This window comes from Streptomyces sp. NPDC101151, from assembly GCF_044768335.1.
In the GTDB taxonomy this organism is placed as follows: Bacteria; Actinomycetota; Actinomycetes; order Streptomycetales; family Streptomycetaceae; genus Streptomyces.
The window spans coordinates 111,806-130,357 of sequence record NZ_JBIWPP010000005.1; the positions used below are offsets into that span (position 1 = coordinate 111,806).

Sequence of the window (18,552 nt, forward strand, 5' to 3'; positions counted from 1 at the left end):
CTCGTCCGCCGCTCCTACTCCTCGTCCATCCCGGCCAGGACGAGCGGCAGCCGGTCCGCGCCGCCCTCGGTGAGCCGGACCGGAACACCCCAGTCCTGCTGGTGCACATGGCACGCCGGATAGGCGTTCGCCGGGTCGTCGTCACAGCTGGCAGCCATCGCGGAGACATGCAGGACGCCCTCCCGGACGGCCGGATTCAGCTCCAGCTCCCGCGCGAGATCCGTGTCCGCTCCCTCACCCTCGAGCAGCAACTCCGGCGGGGTCGAGGAGACCAGCAGACGCGTCGACGGACCGTACCGGAGGTCCAGCTTCTGGCCCACGGGCGCCTGGAAGATCACGTCCAGCCGGAGCCGGCCCGGGGCGACCTCCGTCGCCGCACGCCGCGTGCGGTGGGCGACCGCCTCCACACGGACCGCCTCCTCCGGCAGCCGCAGCCGGATCAGCCGGTGCCGCGCCGACTCGACGACCACGATGTCCCCGCCGACGAGGACGGCGTCGCTGGGCTCGCGCAGATCGGTGGCGAGAGTGCTGACCTCGCCGGTGGCGGGGTCGAAGCGGCGCAGCGCGTGGTTGTAGGTGTCGGCGACCGCGACCGAGCCGTCCGGAAGGGCCGTGACACCCAGCGGGTGCTGGAACAGGGCCTGGTCGGCGGCGCCGTCCCGGTGACCGAAGTCGAACAGCCCGGAGCCGACCGCGGTGTGGACGTGCCCGTCCGGGTCCACCCACCGCAGGGCCGACGTCTCGGAGTCGGCGAGCCAGAGCCGGTCCGCGGTGGCCGCGAGGCCCGAGGGCTGCGCGAACCAGGCCTCGGCCCCGGGTCCGTCCACCAGGCCCTCGTTGGTGGTGCCCGCCGCCACGGCGACGGTCTCCGCGGCGGGGTCGTACGTCCACAGCTGGTGGACACCCGCCATGGCCATCCACACCTTGCCGCCGAAGACCGCCACGTCCCAGGGGGACGAGAGGTCGACCTCGCGGGCCGGGCCGGAGGTGGGGGATCCCTGCCACCACTGTCTGCCGGTGCCGGCCAGGGTGGTCACCTTGCCGGTGGCGAGGTCGAGGCGGCGCAGGGCGTGGTTGACGGTGTCCGCGACGATCACGGCCGCACCGTCCTCGGACAGCGCGAGGCCCTGCGGCTCGTTGAAGGAGGCCTCCTCGGGGCCGCCGTCGGCGAACCCGCGCGCGCCGCCGCCGATCCGCCGTACGACCGTCTCGGCGTCCTCGGCCAGTTCCACCAGCTGATGCCGGGTGGTGTCGCTGACCAGGAAGGTCCCGCCGGGCAGCAGCAGTGCCTTGCCGGGGAAACGCAGCACCGTCGGCTCGGGCTCCGGCGGCACGTACGGGCCGTCGCCGCGGCGCAGGGTGCCCTTCGCCTCGTGCTCGGCCTCCAGTTCCTCCAGCAGCCGCTCGATAGCGTGCACATGACCCTCGCCGGCGTGCTGGGCGACCACGTATCCCTCGGGGTCGATGACGACAAGGGTCGGCCAGGCCCGGACCGCATACTGCTTCCAGGTGGCCAGCTCGGGGTCGTCCAGCACCGGGTGCTCCACGCCGTAGCGCTCCACGGCGTCCACGACCGCCTCGTGCTCGGCCTCGTGCACGAACTTCGGCGAGTGCACACCGATGACCACCACCGAGTCCCGGTGCTTCTCCTCCAGCTCACGCAGCTCGTCCAGGACGTGCAGACAGTTGATGCAGCAGAAGGTCCAAAAATCCAAGATCAATACGCGACCTCGAAAGTCGGCGAGCTTGAGATCCGTCCCGCCGGTGTTGATCCACCCACCCTTGCCGATGAGCTCGGGGGCGCGGACGCGGGCGCGTCGGCGTATGGAGTCGGTCATGGCCCCAAGGGTGCCACCCGGCGCCGACAGCGCCCCCGGCGCCCGTCCTCAGTCCTGGTGGACCACGTTCGTGCCGGGGCCGCCGGAGAGCGTGTCCCGGCCGGGACCGCCGTACAGCCTGTCGTTACCGCTGTTGCCGTAAAGCCTGTCGTTGCCGCTGTTGCCGTACAGGACGTCGTTGCCCTTGCCGCCGTACAGGGTGTCGGCGCCGGATCCGCCGGAGATGGTGTCCTTGCCGTCGTCGCCGGCCAGGTACTGGTCCCCGGCGCCGCCGCGCAGCACGTCGTCGCCCTTGCCGCCCTGCACGATGTTGTCGCCGCCGCTCGCGTCGACGGTGTCGTTGCCGTCGCCGCCCCAGGCCAGGCCCAGCTTGCCCACGGTGAGGGTGTCGTTGCCCGCGTCGCCGGAGACGTAGGCGCCGTCGAGGCGCCCGGAGTCGGTCGCCCTGTCGTTGCCCGCGCCCAGCGAGATCTCGGCGTAGGAGTAGACCTGGTCGGTGGAGTTCTTGTACGTGACCGTGTCGTTGCGGTCGCCCAGGTCCATGATCAGGGCGGCGTAGGGGTCCTGGCTGTCGACGCTGGTGACCGTGCAGGAGACCTTCGTGCGGTCCGCGCCGTCGGGGTGGGCGCAGTCGTGGCCGGCGCTGATCGGGACGACGTCGTCGATCACGTAGGTGATGCCCGTGCGGTCCGCGGTGAGCGACGCGGTGACGCTGGCCTTGTTGGTCTGGCCGGCGGCGGCCTGGTAGGTCAGCTGCCAGTCGTACTGGTTGACCGCGGCGGTGGCCTGCGACGGCGCGGCGCCGGCGGTGCCGGCCAGCGTGAGCGGCACGGCCAGGGCCGTACCGAGGACCAGCGACATCGGCGAGACGGCGCGTATCACCCGGCGGCGGGCGGGACGAGCGGGCATGGTGGACCTCCGAGAGGAACGGGCGGATCCCTGTGACGGCTTCCGCGACAGGACGACTTACGCCCCGTTCGACTCGAGGGCCCCGCTCTTGGTTGGCCGCGTTCGGGGCAACTTCCCCTCGAACACCGGAAGTTCAACTGCCGGACACCCGCGTGCCCGCCGGATTCCGGTGCCCGGTCAGGTGGGGTCAGGTCAGGGCGTGGCCCGTCGTCGCGTCCACGTGGTCGGGGACCTCGTCGTGCCGGTCGCCCACCGTGAGGGTGCCGGTGGGTTCGAACAGCAGGATCTCGGTGGGCACGCGCGCGTACGGCTTGTGCTCGGTGCCGCGCGGGACCGTGAACACCGCGCCCTTGGGCAGGACGACCGTACGCTCGCCGGCCGCCTCCCTGAGGGAGATGTGCAGTTCGCCGTCGAGGACCAGGAAGAACTCGTCGGAGTCGTCGTGTACGTGCCAGAGGTGCTCGCCCTCCACCTTCGCCACGCGTACGTCGTGGTCGTTGACGGTGGTGACGATGCGGGGGCTCCACTGCTCGGTGAAGGACGCGAGGGCCCGGTCCAGGGAGATGGGGTCGATGGATGCCATGGGCTCATCGTGCGGGTGCGCGGACCGTCGCACGAGTGCTAGATATTGCATATGGCGCAAGGATCCTCTCACCGTGTCGTGCTGGTGGTCGACGAGAACTCCAATCCCTTCGAGATGAGCTGTGCCATCGAGATCTTCGGGCTGCCGCGGCCCGAGCTGGGCCGGGACCTGTACGACTTCCGGCTGTGCTCGGCCGAGCCGGAGACCCGGATGCGGGACGGTTTCTTCACGCTCACCGGGGTCGCCGGTCTGGAGGCCGTCGAGGAGGCCGACACGCTGATCGTGCCGAACCGGCCCGACACCGAGGTCCCGCGCGCGGAGCGCGTCCTGGACGCGGTGCGCCGGGCCCACGCGCGCGGCGCCCGGCTGGTCGGCTTCTGCTCGGGCGCGTTCACGATCGCGGAGTCGGGACTGCTGGACGGGCGCCGGGCGGCCTGTCACTGGATGTGGGCGGACGCCTTCCGGACCCGTTTCCCCCGGGTGCACCTGGAACCGGACGTGCTGTTCGTGGACGACGGCGACGTCCTCACCGCCTCCGGCAGCGCCTCCGCGCTGGATCTGGGTCTGCACATCGTGCGCCGGGACCACGGCGTGGAGATCGCCAACCACGTGTCCCGGCGCCTGGTCTTCGCCGCCCACCGGGACGGCGGCCAGCAGCAGTTCGTGGAGCGTCCGGTCCCCGCGGTCCCCGACGAGTCGCTCGGTCCGCTGCTGGCCTGGGCGCAGGAGCGGCTGGGGGAGCCGCTGACGGTCGCGGACCTGGCCGCCCGCGCGGCCGTCTCCCCCGCCACCCTGCACCGCCGCTTCCGCGCCCAGCTGGGTACGACTCCGCTGGCCTGGCTCACCGGGGAGCGGGTCGCGCTCGCCTGCCGGCTCATCGAGCGCGGGGAGGAGCGTCTCGACGTCGTGGCGGCCCGCAGCGGCCTGGGCACGTCGGCCAACCTGCGGGCGCGGCTGCGGCGCGAGACGGGTCTGAGCCCGTCCGACTACCGCAGGCGTTTCGGGCCGGCGGGCGGTCCGGCCGCTTCTGCTCCGTCCGGCTCCGTGATGAGCATCCCGCGCCGGGGAACGGTAAGCCCATGAGATTCCTCGTACGCGACCGGCTCCTCGGCATCGGTGACGACTACTGGATCGAGGACGAGCACGGCCGGAAGGTGTTCCTCGTCGACGGCAAGGCCATGCGGCTGCGGGACACCTTCGAGCTGAAGGACGCCCACGGGCGCGTCCTGATCGACATCCACCAGAAGATGTTCGCCCTGCGCGACACCATGGTGATCGAACGGGACGGCGAGGGCCTGGCCACCATCAAGCGCAAGCGGCTGTCCCTGCTGCGCAATCACTACCGGGTCGCGCTCGTGGACGGCACCGAACTGGACGTCAGCGGCAAGATCCTCGACCACGAGTTCGCCGTCGAGTACGACGGCGAACTCCTGGCGGTGATCTCCCGCCGCTGGCTGCACGTCCGGGACACCTACGGCGTCGACATCGTGCGCGAGGACGCGGACCCGGCGCTGCTGATCGCGGTGGCCGTGTGCGTGATCCACCTGGCGCAGAAGGAGCGGGAGGACGACTAGAGCGGTGGCGGGGGCTATCAGCGGCGCGGGGGCTGTCGCGGGGTTGGGAAGGTCAGCGGCGCGGGGGCTCCAGGCCCAGCATCCGGTCCTTCAGGGCCGGGAACTGTTCGCGGGTGGCCGCCACCCTCGCCGGGTCGAAGTCGACCGTGAGGACCTCCTCGCCCGCGCCCGCCTCGGCGAGCACCTCGCCCCACGGATCCACCACGATCGAGTGACCCGCCTGCGGAACTCCGGCATGCGTCCCGGCCGTTCCACACGCGAGCACGAACGCCTGGTTCTCCACCGCCCGTGCCTGGGCCAGCAGCGTCCAGTGCGCGCGTCGCCGCTCGGGCCAGCCCGCCGGGATCACCAGCGTCTCGGCGCCGGCGTCGACGAGAGAGCGGAAGAGTTCGGGGAAACGGAGGTCGTAGCAGGTGGCCACGCCGAGGGTGGTCCCGGGCAGACGGACCGTCACCAGATCCCGCCCGGCGCCCATCAGCACGGCCTCGCCCTTGCCGAAACCGAAGCGATGGATCTTGCGGTAGGCCGCCGCCAGATCACCGGAGGGGGAGAAGACGAGCGAAGTGTTGTAGAGGGAGCCGTCGGGGTCCCGTTCCGGGACGGAGCCGGCGTGCAGCCACACACCCGCGTCGCTCGCCGCCTTGGCCATCGTCTCGTACGTCGGGCCTTCGAGCGGCTCGGCCTCCGGGCCGAACTCCTCGTAGGCGAAGGCGCCGGTCGTCCACAGCTCGGGCAGAACCACCAGGTCGGACCCGGCTTGATCCCGCACCAGCGCGGCCATCCGCTGCCGTCGGGAGGCAACCGATTCGTCCTCGTCCACGGCAATCTGGATCAGCGAGGCGCGCACACTACCACCGTCCTGGCATTCGAGTCGTCCACACGGGCCTACGATCGTCACACGAAAGCACTGCCGGGGTGCCTCGCAGCAGCGTAACTTAGCGTCTCGAGACACCCGCCGAGTGCAGCCACCTCCCGCTGGCATTGCCGCCACAACCTGCCCGTGTACCGACCGCCGAGGGGTCCCGTTCCGTGAGTCTGCATCCCACCCTCCAGCCCTACGCCGACGCCTGGACCCACTCCATCGAAGCGATATCCGAGCTGGTGCAGCCCCTCCCGGAGGGTGAGTGGAACCGGAGGACTCCGTGCCCGGGCTGGTCGGTCCGTGACGTGGTCTCGCACGTCATCGGCCTGGACTGCGAGATGCTGGGCGATCCGCGCCCCATCCACACCCTTCCGCGTGACCTCTTCCACGTCACCAACGAGCACCAGCGCTACATGGAGATGCAGGTCGACGTCCGCCGCCATCACACGGCGCCGGAGATGACGGCCGAGCTGGAGTACACGGTCATCCGCCGCAACCGCCAGCTGCGCAACGAGTCCCGTGAACCCGGCGCCAAGCTGCGCGGCCCGATGAGCACCGAGGTCACCCTCGAGCAGGCCATGCGGACCCGGGCCTTCGACGTGTGGCTGCACGAGCAGGACCTGCGCGCGGCCCTCGGCCGCCCGGGCAACCTCGACTCGCCCGGTGCGTACGTCGTCCGGGACATGCTGCTGGAGGCGCTGCCCAAGGTGGTCGCCAAGGACGCGGACGCACCGCGCAGTTCGGCGGTCGTCTTCGACGTGCACGGGCCCGTCGAGTTCCTGCGCACCATCCGCGTCGACGTCCAGGGCCGGGGCAGCCTGGAAACGGCCCCCGCCCTCGGCCCCGCCGCCTCCCTCACCCTCGACTGGGAGACCTACGTACGTCTGGCCTGCGGCCGGGTGACCCCGGAGGCGGTGGCGGACCGCCTGAAGACGGAGGGCGACCCGGACCTGACGGCGGCGATCCTGCGCAATTTCGCGGTGACGCCGTAGCCCGGGCTCCGGTCAGGGCCCGGGTCGGTGGTTAATCGGTGGTCGTTGCTCCGTCGCCGGAACTAGCGTGCGGGCCATGACCGACACTGCGGCGACTCCGCGCGCCGACGACGCTCCACCCCGGCTCACCCGGCTCGTCTTCCACGGCCCCCTCTCGGAGGCACGTGCGGCCGGGATGGTCCGGCGCCTGGCGGCACTACGTCCCGGCAGCGTGCTGGACATCGGCTGCGGCTGGGGCGAATTGATGCTCCGGCTGCTGGACGCCGTACCGGAAGCCCGCGGAGTCGGCATCGACGTCAACGGTGCGGACCTGGCCCGGGGCCGGCTGAACGCCGAGGCGCGCGGGCTCGCGGACCGCGTGGAGTTCGTCGAGGAGTCCGCCGCGGACACCCGGCGCGGGCCGGCCGACCTGGTGCTGTGCCTGGGCGCGAGCCAGGCGCTGAGCACGGACGAACTGCCCACCGCACAGGCGCTGCGCGAGCTGCGCCGGCTGGTGGCCGACGGCGGGCGCGTGCTGCTCGGCGAGTGCTTCTGGGAGCGGACTCCGACGTCGGCCGAGCTGGCCCGGATGTGGCCGGGTGCGTCCGCCGGCGATCACTACGGCCTCCCCGCTCTCCTCGATCTCGCCGTAGAGGCCGGTTTCCGGCCCGAGTGGACGGAGACCGCGAGCCCGGGCGAGTGGGAGGAGTTCGAGTCGGCGTACCAGGCGGACGCCGAGGTGTGGGTGGCCCGGCACCCCGACCATCCGCAGGCCGCCGAGACCCGCGAGCGCCTGGACCGCCACCGGGGCGAGTGGACGGCCTACCGGGGCATCCTCGGACTCGCCTACCTCACCCTGGTACCGGTCACCGGCTGACCGCACGGCGGGACGGACGGAAGGCCGTCGCGGACGGCGGGGCGGCGCGGCGGCGGGACGGCGGGACGGCGGACAAGGCACCGGCAGGTCGCCCGGCCGCGCAACCCACGGGAAACCGGGGGTGCGGGCGGGCGGGAGCACACGGCTCAGGCAGGCACGTGCACCGTCTCCACCCGGCTCGCCACCAGCCGCTCCCGCTCCCGGCGGGCCGCCCGGCCGCGCAGGCGCAGGATCTGGCTCACGCCCAGCGCCTGGAGGACGAACACGACCGAGAAGGCCACCGTGTAGTCGTCGCCGGTGGCGTCCAGCAGGACCCCGACCGCGAAGAGTGTCGTCATGGAGGCGACGAAGCCACCCATGTTGGTGATGCCGGACGCGGTGCCCTGTCGCTCGGGCGGGTTGGCGGGGCGGGCGAAGTCGAAGCCGAGCATCGAGGCCGGGCCGCAGGCGCCGAGGACCGCGCAGAGGGTCACCAGCAGCCACATCGGGGCGTGGTCGCCGGGCCAGGCGAGGGTGAGCGCCCACAGGGCCGCCGTCGCCGCGACCGTGCCCAGGGCCAGCGGCAGCCGGGCCGCGTGGTGCCGGGCGACGATCTGGCCGTAGACCAGGCCGATCACCATGTTGGACAGGACGACCAGGGTCAGCAGCTCCCCCGCCGTGGCCCGGCCGAGGCCCTGCGCCTGGACCAGGAAGGGCAGGCCCCACAGCAGCAGGAACACCATCGCCGGGAACTGGGTCGTGAAGTGCACCCACAGGCCCAGGCGGGTGCCGGGCTCCCGCCACGCCGCGGCGATCTGCCGGCGGACGTAGGCCGCCCCCTGGTGCGGGAACGGCTCGGGCTCGTGCCCCTCGGGGTGGTCCTTCAGGTACAGCAGCGTCAGGACCAGGACGACCGCACCGGCCAGCGCGCTGCCCGCGAACGCCGGGGTCCAGCCGATGCCGTGCAGCAGCCGGGCGAGGACCAGGGTGGAGACCAGGTTGCCCGCCATCCCGACCAGGCCCGCGAGCTGCGCGACCAGCGGTCCGCGCCGGGCCGGGAACCAGCGGCTGCCGAGGCGCAGCACGCTGATGAAGGTCATCGCGTCACCGCATCCGAGCAGTGCCCGCGAGGCGAGGGCCGTGCCGTAGGAGGGCGAGAAGGCGAAGCCGAGCTGGCCCGCCGTGAACAGCACCGCGCCGATGCTCAGCACCTTCTTGGTGCCGAGCCGGTCCACCAGCAGGCCCACGGGTATCTGCATACCGGCGTAGACCAGCAGCTGCAGGATCGAGAAGGCCGAGAGGGCGGAGGCGCCCACGTGGAAACGGTCGGCCGCGTCCAGGCCGGCCACGCCCAGGGACGTACGGAAGATGACGGCGACGAAGTAGACCGAGACGCCGATGGACCACACCGCGACGGCACGACGACCGCCCGGCGGGTCACCCGGCAGGGTGGCGTTGCTCATCGGACCTCACCCCGGGCGAGGTGCGAGAACCAGCCCACGTGCCGGTGCACGATCTCCACGGCCGCCTCCGCGTCCCCGGAGCGCAGCGCGGCCAGGATCTCCTCGTGCTCGGCAAGCGTCTTGGCGATGCGGTCGGGGTGCGAGTGCATGACGGCGACGCCCATCCGCAGCTGACGGTCGCGCAGCTGGTCGTAGAGGCGGGAGAGGATCTCGTTGCCGCCGCTGCGGACGATCTCGGCGTGGAAGCAGCGGTCGGTCTTCGCCGCCGCGGCCAGGTCACCGGCCGCCGCCTGCGCCTTCTGCTGCTCCAGCAGCTCCGCCAGGCGCTCCAGCAGTCGCGGCGGGGCGGGAACGGCCTTGCGGGCCGCGTGCTCCTCGACCAGCAGCCGGGTCTCCACCACATCGGCGATCTCCTGCGCGGAGACCGGCAGGACCAGGGCACCCTTCTTCGGGTACAGCCTGATCAGGCCCTCCACCTCCAGCCGCAGCAGCGCCTCCCGAACGGGTGTGCGCGAGACCCCCACGGCCTCCGCCAGCTCGCCCTCGGTGAGCAGCGTGCCGCCCTCGTAGCGGCGGTCCAGGACGCCCTGCTTGACGTGGCTGTAGACGCGGTCGGCGGCGGGGGGTTGCTTCGTGGGCGTGGCCATGCCCACAGGATAGATACAACACGTACACATGGGAGGGCTTCGTCCACCATGCGGACGTGACGCAGATCTCCCTCAGCCGGTGTACAACCTTCTGTGCTACTTACGTGTCACACACGTGCGGCCGCACTCTCCTCCATCTCAACATGGCCGCACCATATGGGGCATTCAACACAATCGGGGTATATCACTTTGATTACCGGCATTAAGGGCACCCGCCGCATCCGCAGAGCAGGCGCCGTCGCCCTCACCTCCGGCGCACTGGTCGCCGCCGGGGCCCTCACCGCGACGCCCGCGCAGGCCGTCACGACGCCCTCGATCATTGCCAAGGGCGGCTACGTGATGAACAACGCGAACGGCTCCACGCTGTACACCAAGTCTGCGGACTACAGGCGCTCCACCGGCTCCACCACCAAGATCATGACCGCCAAGGTCGTCCTGGCACAGCCGAACCTCAACCTGGACACCAAGGTCACGATCCCGAAGGGCGCCAGCGACTACATCGTCGCCAAGGGGGCCTCCTCGGCCCACCTCATCGTCGGCGACAAGGTCACCGTCCGCCAGCTGCTGTACGGCCTGATGCTGCCGTCCGGCTGCGACGCCGCCTACGTGCTCGCGGACAAGTTCGGCTCCGGCACCACCCACGACGCTCGCGTGAAGTCGTTCATCGGCAAGATGAACTCCGCAGCGACGAGCCTCGGCCTGAAGAACACGCACTTCGACTCCTTCGACGGCATCGGCAGCGGCGCCAACTACTCGACGCCGCGCGACCTGACGAAGATCGCCAGCAGCGCGATGAAGAACTCCACGTTCCGCACGATCGTCAAGACGAAGTCGTACACGGCGAAGACGGTCACCAAGACCGGCGGCACCCGCACGATGACCCCGTGGACCAACACCAACGGGCTCCTCAGCAGCTACAGCGGCACCATCGGCGTGAAGACCGGCTCCGGCCCCGAGGCCAAGTACTGCCTGGTCTTCGCCGCGACCCGGAACGGCAAGACGGTCATCGGGACCGTCCTCGCCTCCACCTCCATCCCGAACCGTGAGGCGGACGCGAAGAAGCTGCTGAGCTACGGCTTCGCCAAGCTCGGCTGACGTTTCTCCCGACCCCACGGGCCCGTTGCAGAAGGCTGCGACGGGCCCGTGTCGTATGCCGGGCCAGGGTGCCGGTGTCGCTGTACGCGGTTGTGCTACCCGAGCTGGTCGTAGGTCTTAAAGGTGTAGGAGGCGTCGTACGACATCAGGTTTCCGTCGGGGGCCGGTATGCCGAGCCGTCGGTCGAGGGGGCCGGTGAGCGGTCCGCAGTGTTCCGCGGCCGGCACGGTGAAGGTGTCGTCGTACGCCGAGAACTCGATCAGCGGCGGGTCCTGGGAGACCCACTTGGAGGGGCCCGAGCGCTTCAGCCGGAAGTCGACGGGTTCGCTCGCCCCGATGGTGCAGCCGTGCGGCAGCAGCGGGCCGACGAGCCGGAAGCGAAGACTGAGTTGCCCGGTGTAGAAGTCGGACCGGCCACCGTACTCCGGCTGTATCGCCAGTCCCAGGACGGAGGAGTGACCGCCCGCGGGGGTGCCGGTCAGCCCACCCGGTACGGCGGTCGGCGCACTGTGCATCGCACCCCACACCTGCCCCTTGCCGCCGTCCGGCAGCGGGCCCTCGGCGTGCGTCATGGTGATCGGGGCGAGGTTCACCGTGACCTTGCCGATCGTCAACCGCGGCGCCGCGGTGTGCACTTCGCATCTCCACCGCGCCGGATCGACCCCCTCGGGCAGGGAGGGGCAGTCGGCGAAGTCGAACGAGGAAGGGGTGGCGGCAGCGGACGAGGACGAGAGGGCGGCAGTGGACACGGAAGGGGTGGTGGCGGCAGTGGGCGCGGAGTAGGCCACTCCCGGCGCGCACACCGCCGCCGTGCCGGCGAGGACGGCGGCGCCCGCGGCCGCGGCGACACGGTGGACGGGGGAGGAACCGGGACGGGCAGCAGCGGATTTCGTCATGTCATCAGCGTGCCGTCGCCGCCACACGACCACCATCCGTGACATCCCCTGCACACCCCTGACCGACCCCTGACGCCATGTCAGGGGTCGGGCGGCTGTGCCCCTGAGACGGTTCCGGCTTCGGCCGAGTCCCGCCCGGAAGCCGCACCGCTCCGCCGCCGTCCGTCTCCTCGCATGACGTGCCGCACTCCTTGATGTTCGTCACCGCGCGCTCGACTCAGGGCAGTTGTGATCGCATACGCTCAACTGCGGTCCCGTCGGCGGAATCGATGATCTTCCCTCGCAAACATGAACATCCCGGTTGGAACTGGCATGTTCGATCTCCTTCGCTCTGCGTTCCGCAGCGGAGGCGGTTCACATGAGGGAACCGGCAAGCAGCCCGACGCGGGCGAACAGCATGAGGCGATCGACGTCAGCGACTTCGTGTACGCGGCGACGGGGGCCAGGGTCCGTCGGCTGACCATGCCGGAGGGGGTCCACCGGTTTCCGGCGGTGGATGTGTGCAAGGAATTCGGACACACCAACTCGAGGCAGGCGCTCGCTCTCGCGGACCATGTCCCCAAAGAGCACCGAGAGATCCTCGAGACCGTAACCGGAGCTTACGGTCTCAGCATTCCGCAGGTGGAGAGTGGCGCCGAGACCTGCGCGGCGGAGGACGGGGCACCGGTGTACGTGCTCAACCGGGCCCGAAGAGGCGACCGGTCCCGAAGAAGACCGGTTCTGAAGAAGACCGGTTCTGAAGAAGACCGGTTCTGAAGAAGACCGGTTCTGAAGAAGACCGGATTCTGAAAGAGAGGGGGCAGCCGCAGGACGAAGTTGCGGCCGCCCCCTTCAGGTCTCGGAGGCCATCGGTCCGAGGGCCGTCAGGCCCAGGTGATCAGCCTCTTCGGCTGCTCCAGGATGGCCGCGGCATCGGCGAGCACCTTGGAACCCAGCTCCCCGTCCACCAGCCGGTGGTCGAAGCTCAACGCGAGCGTCGTCACCTGACGCGGCTTGACCTTGCCCTTGTGGACCCACGGCTGGAGCTTGATCGCACCGACCGCGAGGATCGCCGACTCGCCGGGGTTGAGGATCGGCGTGCCGGTGTCGATGCCGAAGACGCCGACGTTGGTGATGGTCACCGTGCCGCCCTGCATCGCCGCCGGGGAGGTCTTGCCCTCCCGCGCCGTCGCCACCAGTTCGCCCAGTGCCTCGGCCAGCTGCGGAAGCGTCTTGGCGTCGGCGTCCTTGATGTTCGGGACGATCAGGCCGCGGGGGGTCGCCGCCGCGATGCCCAGGTTCACGTAGTGCTTGAGCACGATCTCCTGGTTGGCCTCGTCCCAGGACGCGTTGATGTCCGGGTTGCGCTTGATCGCGACCAGCAGGGCCTTGACGATCAGGAGCAGCGGGTTCACGCGCAGGCCCTGGAACTCCTTGTCCTGCTTGAGCTCCTCGACCAGATTCATCGTGCGCGTCACGTCCACCGTCACGAACTCCGTGACGTGCGGCGCCGTGAACGCCGAGCCGATCATGGCCTGCGCGGTCGCCTTGCGGACACCCTTGACCGGGACACGGGTCTCGCGGGCGCCGTCGTGGGCCACGACGGGTGCGGGAGCCGGGGCGGTGGCGGGGGCCTCCACGACGACCGGTGCGAGAGCCTCGGCAGTCTTGGGGACAGCCGCCGCGTGGACGTCCTCGCGGGTGATGACGCCGTCCGGGCCGGACGGGATGATCGCGGCGAGGTCGACGCCTAGGTCCTTCGCCAGCTTGCGCACCGGCGGCTTGGCCAGGGGGCGCGACTGGGCGGGGACGGCGGGGGCGCCGTGTCCGTTCAGCTCCGTCTGGATGGCCTGGGCCGCTGCCGGGACGGTGACCTCCGGGCCCTTGCGCGGGCGGCGCTTGGTGGAGGAGGTGGCGACCCCGTAGCCGACCAGGACCGGCTGGCGGCCCTCCGGCTTGGCCTCGGGCTCCTTGGGGGCCGCCTTGGGCTGCTCTGCCCTGGGCTGCTCGGCGGGCGCCTCGGCGGGCGCACCGCCGGACACGTCCACGGCGATGATCGCCGTGCCCACGTCCACGGTCGTGCCCTCGGGAAAGCGCAGCTCGCGGACCACGCCGTCGTAGGGGATGGGGAGTTCGACGGCCGCCTTGGCGGTCTCGACCTCGCACACCACCTGGCCGTCGGTGACCGTGTCACCCGGCTGGACGTACCACTTGAGGATCTCGGCCTCGGTGAGTCCCTCGCCCACGTCGGGCATCTTGAACTCGCGTACGGAAGCTTCCGTCATCGTCGTCACGAACCCTCTCCTCAGTACGCCAGGGCACGGTCGACGGCGTCGAGCACCCGGTCCAGACCCGGCAGGTACTCCTCCTCCAGGCGCGCCGGCGGGTACGGGGCGTGGTAGCCGCCGACCCGGAGCACCGGGGCCTCCAGGTGGTAGAAGCAGCGCTCCGTGATCCGGGCGGCGATCTCCGCACCGGAGCCGAAGAACACCGGCGCCTCGTGCACCACGACCAGCCGGCGGGTCTTCTCCACCGAGGCCTGGACGGAGTCGAAGTCGAGGGGGCTGACCGAGCGCAGGTCCAGCACCTCCAGGGACTTGCCCTCCTCGGCGGCCGCGTCCGCGACCTCCTGGCACAGCTTCACCATCGGCCCGTAGGCGGCCAGGGTCAGGTCCGTGCCCTCGCGGACCACCTGCGCCTTGTGCAGGGGGCCGGGGATCGCCTCGGTGCTGACCTCGCCCTTGTCCCAGTAGCGGCGCTTGGGCTCGAAGTAGATCACCGGGTCGTCGCTCTGGATGGCCTGCTGCATCATCCAGTACGCGTCCGACGGGTTGGAGGGGCTGACGATCTTCAGGCCCGCCACGTGCGCGAACAGTGCCTCGGGGGACTCCGAGTGGTGCTCGACCGCGCCGATGCCGCCGCCGTAGGGGATGCGGATGACGATCGGCATCTTGACCTTGCCCAGCGACCGGGCGTGCATCTTCGCCAGCTGGGTGACGATCTGGTCGTAGGCCGGGAAGACGAAGCCGTCGAACTGGATCTCCACCACCGGGCGGTAGCCGCGCAGGGCCAGGCCGATCGCGGCGCCGACGATGCCCGACTCGGCGAGCGGGGTGTCGATGACGCGGCTCTCGCCGAAGTCCTTCTGCAGGCCGTCGGTGACACGGAAGACACCGCCCAGCTTGCCGACGTCCTCGCCCATGACGAGGACCTTGGGGTCCGTCTCCAGGGCCCGGCGCAGCGACTCGTTGATCGCCTTGGCCAGCGCCATGGTCTTGGTCTCGGCTGCCATGATCAGACCCCCTCTGCCTCTGCGTCCGCGAACGACGCCTGGTAGGCGGCGAACTGGGCTCGCTCCTCGTCGACGAGCGCGTGCCCGTCCGCGTACACGTTCTCGAAGATGGCGAAGTGGTCCGGGTCCGGCATGGAGCGGACCGCTTCGCGCACTCGCCTGCCCAACGCCTCGGACTCGGCCTCGAGTTCCGTGAAGAATGCCTCGTCCGCGTGGTCCGACGCCTCGAGGAACCGGCGAAGGCGCAGGATCGGGTCCTTCGCCTCCCAGGACTGCCGCTCCTCGTCGCCCCGGTAGCGGGTGGGGTCGTCGGAGGTGGTGTGGGCGCCCATGCGGTAGGTGTAGGCCTCGACCAGGGTCGGGCCCTCGCCGTTGCGGGCGCGCTCCAGCGCCCACTTGGTGACCGCGAGGCAGGCCAGGACGTCGTTGCCGTCGACGCGTACGCCGGGGAAGCCGAAGCCCTGCGCGCGCTGGTAGAGCGGGACGCGGGTCTGCTTCTCGGTCGGCTCGGAGATCGCCCACTGGTTGTTCTGGCAGAAGAACACCACGGGGGCGTTGTAGACCGCGGAGAAGGTGAACGCCTCGGCCACGTCGCCCTGGCTGGAGGCGCCGTCGCCGAAGTAGGCGATCACGGCCGAGTCGGCGCCGTCCTTGGTCACGCCCATCGCGTAGCCGGTGGCGTGCAGCGTCTGGGAGCCGATGACGATCGTGTACAGGTGGAAGTTGTTGCTGTTCGGGTCCCAGCCGCCGTTGTTCACCCCGCGGAACATCCCGAGCAGGTTGGCCGGGTCGACCCCGCGGCACCAGGCGACGCCGTGCTCGCGGTAGGTCGGGAAGACGTAGTCGTCGTCGTTCAGGGCCCGGCCGGAGCCGATCTGGGCGGCCTCCTGGCCGAGCAGCGAGGCCCACAGGCCCAGCTCGCCCTGGCGCTGCAGGGCGGTGGCCTCGGCGTCGAAGCGGCGGGTGAGCACCATGTCCCGGTACAGGCCGCGCAGCTCCTCCGGGGTGATCCCGGCGACGTAGGCCTCGTACTCGGCGTTCTTGACCCGCTTGCCCTCGGGCGTCAGAAGCTGCACGAGTTCCGGGTCGCTGCTCTTCTTGGTGGTGCGGCTGGTGCGCTTGGTGCCGGTGGTACCGGTACTGCTGCCGGTGGTGCCGGCCTTGCCTGCGGCGCTGCGTCGCGGCTTGCGCGCGGCACTGCTGTCCACGGTCACGTGTGCTCCTCCGTCGTTCCGGCCCCCGGGGTTGCCGGTAGGCCAGTGCGGCTCACCTGTTCTCGACCACCGGGCACGGGGTGGGTGCCACTCGGCCGGGAACAGGCGTGACAGGTGCCCCGGCGAGCGCCCTGCAACTTTCACGTTACCCAGTGCTCCACATTTCTGTGAAACCCCTCCTGACCTGCGTTTTTGCTTGGATTTCCAAGTAAATCCGCAGAGGCCGGAAGGCCGCTGGTCACAGCCTTGCAGGAGGCCGGAGCAACGGCACGTTATCCCGGGCACCCCGGACACGGGAAGAGCCGGTGTGTGACACTGCCCTCGTGCGTGAAGGCGGAAAAATCCGCGTATTCCCGCTCGGCGACCACTCGGTCGCCTGTCTCGGCGTCCGCGAAATGCCCTCCGTATGCTCCCCGGCGAACCGGCATCGAGGCGGTCGGCGAGGCCGGTACGGCGGCGACGCGCTGGTGCGGATTTCCGCCACCCGGCCGTACGTCGCGATGCTCGTCGTACGGCTCCCGGACGGCACCGGCGCCGAGGTGTGCCGTGAGATCCGGTCCCGGGACGAGGCGCTCGGATGCCTGATGCCGGCGTCGTTCGCGGCCCGGCGAGGCCCTCTCCGACACGATCACGGCGGGTGCCTCCGGATACGCCCTGAAGGCGGTCCGCGGCAATGAACTGCTGCAGGCCGTAGGGATGTCGCCGCGGGGCGGTCCCTGCCCGACCCGGTCACGACGGGCCGTGTTGCGGGGCGGCTGCGCGACGGCGGCAGCGCGCGCCCCGCCGACAGACCGGCCCGGCTCACCGGCCAGGAACACCAGATCCTCGAACTGATCGGCGAAGGACTCGCCGATCGCCGGATCTGTGAGCGGCCACACCTCACCGAGAAAACGATCAAGAAGTGAGTTTCCGGCCCGCTCGCCGAACCCGGTATGCAACGACGTTCCCGGGCGGCCGCTCATGCGGCCCGAATGCAGGCGGAAAAGCACGGAAGCCATTGAGGAACGACCGGGTCGACCAATTTTTTGTCGGACCTTTAAACAGAGTCTTGTTCAAGTCGGACTTTATAAAGGGACCGAAGGGACTTATGTCCTCACCCTTCACCTGTGTATCCGGCCGTCGATCCGGAGTTCGCCACAAGGCACCGCGTGACCGAAAGCGACCGTCGGCGACTGCCTGTGACAAGCCCCAGCTCACAGCCGCTTTTTCTGCCCTAACATCTGGCGCGTGCCGCGCTCATGTGTACCACCGCCTGTACCTCACGCGCCCCCTCTGGGCGCCCTGCTGCGCCTGTACGCCGCCGGATCCGCCCTCACCTGCGAACCCGTCGACCAGGGGCTGCTCAATCGCGGCTACCGGCTGTGCACCACCCGCGGCCGCTACTTCCTCAAGCACCACTTCGACCCCGACACCGCCGACCCGGCCGCCATCGAACGCCGGCACCGGGCCACCCAGCGCCTGGCCGACCTCGGCGTCCCGGTCGCCCCGCCGCTCGCGCACCGGGAGGGCCGTACGGTCGCCGTCGTCGGCGGCCACGCCTACGCCCTGCACCCCTGGATCGACGGCAGGCACCGCCACGGCGGCCAGCTCACCCGCGGGGAGAGCGCACGCCTGGGGGCGCTCCTGGGCGCCGTGCACGCCTGTCTGGAGCGTGTGATGCCCCCCAAGGGGCGCACGCGCCCCGCCACGAGCCCGCATCCCGTGGAGAGCGCCGACCCGGCCGACACCTTCGCCCTCATCGACGACCTGCTCGCACATGTCCGCCGCCACCGCCCCGCCGACGCCTTCGACGAACTGGCCCGCCACCGTCTCCTGGAGCGCCGCGCGCTCCTGGAGCAGCACGCCGGCCGGCGCCCGCCGCGCGGCGCCTCGGTGGGCTGGGTGCACGGCGACTTCCACCCGTTCAACCTGCTCTACAAGGGCGACGCCCCGGCCGCCATCGTCGACTGGGACCGGCTCGGTGTGCAGCCCCGCGCCGAGGAGGCCGTACGCGCCGCCGCGATCTTCTTCGTACGGCCCGTGGGAGCGCTGGACCTGCCCAAGGTGCGGGCGTACGCGCGCACGTACCGGCGCGCGGCCGGGGCCACCCCCTCGGAGCTCTCGGCGGCCGTGCACCGGGTGTGGTGGGAACGGCTGAACGACTTCTGGATGCTGCGCTGGCACTACGAGCGCGGCGACACCCGCGCGGACTGCCAGTTCCCGGCCGCCTCGGCGCTCGCCGTGTGGTGGACGCGGGAGTACGACGCGGTGTGCGACGCCTTCGTGAGCTGACCGCCGTACCGGGCGGGACGCGGCCGGGCACGGTCGCGCACGGCCCGGCACCCTCGTGCACGACCGGGCGCAGTCGCGGACAACGGCACGCGCGCGTGGAGC

The 18,552-nt window shown here is 70.9% G+C and carries 16 protein-coding genes and 2 pseudogenes; 8 read left to right on the top strand and 10 right to left on the bottom strand.

Annotation, left to right across the window (positions count from 1 at the left end; all coding sequences use genetic code 11):
- Positions 1 to 14: 14 nt before the first annotated feature.
- The 3 genes from ACIRU3_RS11350 to ACIRU3_RS11360 form a co-directional block, all read right to left on the bottom strand.
- On the bottom strand, positions 15 to 1,838 hold the full coding sequence (locus tag ACIRU3_RS11350; RefSeq protein WP_404054726.1) for an NHL domain-containing thioredoxin family protein: 1,824 nt from the start codon (positions 1,836 to 1,838) through the stop codon (positions 15 to 17).
- A gap of 48 nt (positions 1,839 to 1,886) precedes the next feature.
- Entirely contained in the window at positions 1,887 to 2,747 is an 861-nt protein-coding gene (locus tag ACIRU3_RS11355; protein ID WP_404054729.1) for a calcium-binding protein, read from the bottom strand.
- Between the two features lie 187 nt (positions 2,748 to 2,934).
- Positions 2,935 to 3,330, bottom strand: a complete 396-nt coding sequence (locus tag ACIRU3_RS11360) for a cupin domain-containing protein (protein WP_404054732.1) — start codon at positions 3,328 to 3,330, stop codon at positions 2,935 to 2,937.
- Between the two features lie 51 nt (positions 3,331 to 3,381).
- Between ACIRU3_RS11360 and ACIRU3_RS11365 the strand changes: the two genes are divergently transcribed.
- Both ACIRU3_RS11365 and ACIRU3_RS11370 read left to right on the top strand, forming a co-directional pair.
- Positions 3,382 to 4,413, top strand: a complete 1,032-nt coding sequence (locus ACIRU3_RS11365; RefSeq protein WP_404054735.1) for a helix-turn-helix domain-containing protein — start codon at positions 3,382 to 3,384, stop codon at positions 4,411 to 4,413.
- Entirely contained in the window at positions 4,410 to 4,904 is a 495-nt protein-coding gene (locus ACIRU3_RS11370) for an LURP-one-related/scramblase family protein (RefSeq protein ID WP_404054737.1), read from the top strand. Before ACIRU3_RS11365 ends, ACIRU3_RS11370 begins: the two co-directional genes overlap by 4 nt.
- 52 nt (positions 4,905 to 4,956) lie before the next feature.
- Here the strand turns inward: ACIRU3_RS11370 and ACIRU3_RS11375 are convergent, their stop codons facing one another.
- Positions 4,957 to 5,751 carry a carbon-nitrogen family hydrolase gene (locus ACIRU3_RS11375; RefSeq protein ID WP_404054739.1) on the bottom strand — a complete coding sequence of 265 codons (795 nt, stop codon included), beginning with the start codon at positions 5,749 to 5,751 and terminating at the stop codon, positions 4,957 to 4,959.
- A gap of 182 nt (positions 5,752 to 5,933) precedes the next feature.
- On the opposite strand from ACIRU3_RS11375, the gene ACIRU3_RS11380 reads away from it, so the two are divergent.
- Both ACIRU3_RS11380 and ACIRU3_RS11385 read left to right on the top strand, forming a co-directional pair.
- The gene (locus ACIRU3_RS11380) at positions 5,934 to 6,758 is read left to right on the top strand and encodes a maleylpyruvate isomerase family mycothiol-dependent enzyme (RefSeq protein WP_404054742.1); all 825 of its coding nucleotides are present in this window, start codon (positions 5,934 to 5,936) and stop codon (positions 6,756 to 6,758) included.
- 76 nt (positions 6,759 to 6,834) lie between these two features.
- The gene (locus ACIRU3_RS11385) at positions 6,835 to 7,614 is read left to right on the top strand and encodes an SAM-dependent methyltransferase (protein WP_404054744.1); all 780 of its coding nucleotides are present in this window, start codon (positions 6,835 to 6,837) and stop codon (positions 7,612 to 7,614) included.
- Positions 7,615 to 7,760: 146 nt separating this feature from the next.
- Here the strand turns inward: ACIRU3_RS11385 and ACIRU3_RS11390 are convergent, their stop codons facing one another.
- Together ACIRU3_RS11390 and ACIRU3_RS11395 are read right to left on the bottom strand one after the other, a co-directional pair.
- Positions 7,761 to 9,056, bottom strand: a complete 1,296-nt coding sequence (locus tag ACIRU3_RS11390; RefSeq protein WP_404054747.1) for a nitrate/nitrite transporter — start codon at positions 9,054 to 9,056, stop codon at positions 7,761 to 7,763.
- Entirely contained in the window at positions 9,053 to 9,703 is a 651-nt protein-coding gene (locus ACIRU3_RS11395) for a GntR family transcriptional regulator (RefSeq protein ID WP_404054749.1), read from the bottom strand. Before ACIRU3_RS11395 ends, ACIRU3_RS11390 begins: the two co-directional genes overlap by 4 nt.
- Positions 9,704 to 9,892: 189 nt before the next feature.
- On the opposite strand from ACIRU3_RS11395, the gene ACIRU3_RS11400 reads away from it, so the two are divergent.
- Positions 9,893 to 10,798 (top strand): D-alanyl-D-alanine carboxypeptidase family protein, encoded by a 906-nt coding sequence (locus ACIRU3_RS11400; protein WP_404054752.1) that lies wholly within the window; start codon positions 9,893 to 9,895, stop codon positions 10,796 to 10,798.
- A 95-nt stretch (positions 10,799 to 10,893) separates the two neighbouring features.
- Here ACIRU3_RS11400 and ACIRU3_RS11405 read toward each other — a convergent pair whose 3' ends face one another.
- Positions 10,894 to 11,694, bottom strand: coding sequence for a hypothetical protein (locus ACIRU3_RS11405; RefSeq protein ID WP_404054755.1), 801 nt, complete (start codon positions 11,692 to 11,694; stop codon positions 10,894 to 10,896).
- A gap of 423 nt (positions 11,695 to 12,117) precedes the next feature.
- On the opposite strand from ACIRU3_RS11405, the pseudogene ACIRU3_RS11410 reads away from it, so the two are divergent.
- A pseudogene (locus tag ACIRU3_RS11410) lies at positions 12,118 to 12,338 on the top strand (DNA-binding protein); the annotation flags it as partial.
- 219 nt (positions 12,339 to 12,557) lie between these two features.
- Here ACIRU3_RS11410 and ACIRU3_RS11415 read toward each other — a convergent pair.
- The 3 genes from ACIRU3_RS11415 to pdhA are packed head-to-tail and all read right to left on the bottom strand — an operon-like array spanning position 12,558 to position 16,179.
- On the bottom strand, positions 12,558 to 13,967 hold the full coding sequence (locus ACIRU3_RS11415) for a dihydrolipoamide acetyltransferase family protein (RefSeq protein ID WP_404054758.1): 1,410 nt from the start codon (positions 13,965 to 13,967) through the stop codon (positions 12,558 to 12,560).
- An 11-nt stretch (positions 13,968 to 13,978) separates the two neighbouring features.
- On the bottom strand, positions 13,979 to 14,965 hold the full coding sequence (locus tag ACIRU3_RS11420) for an alpha-ketoacid dehydrogenase subunit beta (protein WP_404054761.1): 987 nt from the start codon (positions 14,963 to 14,965) through the stop codon (positions 13,979 to 13,981).
- Positions 14,966 to 14,967: 2 nt separating this feature from the next.
- Complete coding sequence (pdhA, locus tag ACIRU3_RS11425; protein WP_404054763.1) at positions 14,968 to 16,179, bottom strand: pyruvate dehydrogenase (acetyl-transferring) E1 component subunit alpha; 1,212 nt, start codon at positions 16,177 to 16,179, stop codon at positions 14,968 to 14,970.
- A gap of 323 nt (positions 16,180 to 16,502) precedes the next feature.
- Here pdhA and ACIRU3_RS11430 point away from each other — a divergent pair.
- Positions 16,503 to 17,180, top strand: a pseudogene (locus ACIRU3_RS11430) (response regulator).
- A 226-nt stretch (positions 17,181 to 17,406) separates the two neighbouring features.
- The gene (locus tag ACIRU3_RS11435; protein WP_404054766.1) at positions 17,407 to 18,450 is read left to right on the top strand and encodes a phosphotransferase; all 1,044 of its coding nucleotides are present in this window, start codon (positions 17,407 to 17,409) and stop codon (positions 18,448 to 18,450) included.
- The last annotated feature ends 102 nt before the right edge of the window (positions 18,451 to 18,552 follow it).